This is a genomic window from Campylobacter sp. CH278 (genome assembly GCF_004378845.1).
GTDB classification, from domain to species: domain Bacteria; phylum Campylobacterota; class Campylobacteria; order Campylobacterales; family Campylobacteraceae; genus Campylobacter_D; species Campylobacter_D jejuni.
Map to the genome: position 1 here is coordinate 1 of NZ_RYXZ01000026.1, position 537 is coordinate 537.

Annotated in this window: 1 protein-coding gene; it reads right to left on the bottom strand. The window is 32.4% G+C overall.

Going from position 1 to position 537, the window contains the following annotated elements:
- On the bottom strand, positions 1 to 537 hold a 537-nt coding region (locus tag ELQ04_RS08520), incomplete at both ends, for a methyl-accepting chemotaxis protein (protein ID WP_134224529.1).

Genomic DNA, 537 nt, shown 5'->3' on the forward strand with positions numbered 1-537 from the left:
TAGAAATAATAGCTGATTCATTAGCAATTTCAACATTATCTTTAGTAGTTTGATCAATTTGAGCTACACTATCATTGATCTGAGTGATACCTGCAGTTTGTTCTTTAATACTTTCTGCCATATCATTGATAGATTGAACAAGTAAATTAGTATTAGCTTCAATTTCTGATAAAGACTTTTGAGTTCTTTCAGCTAACTTTCTAACTTCATCAGCCACAACAGCAAATCCTCTACCATGTTCTCCAGCACGTGCAGCTTCAATAGCAGCATTTAAAGCTAGAAGATTAATTTGATCTGCAATATCACCTATAATACCTGTAACATTTTTAATCTCTTCAGATTGAGTGATAACATCACTAGTTTTAACTGAAACATTTTGCATAGAAGAAGTGATCTCTTCTAAAGCTGCTGCAGTTTCTTCTAAAGATTGAGCTTGAGAATTTGAAGAAGTGGTTAAGCTTTGAACAGCAGTTTGTAATTTTCCACTTTCATTAGCTAAAGCATTAGCAAAGTCTGAACTTTGTTTTAGCATTTTAA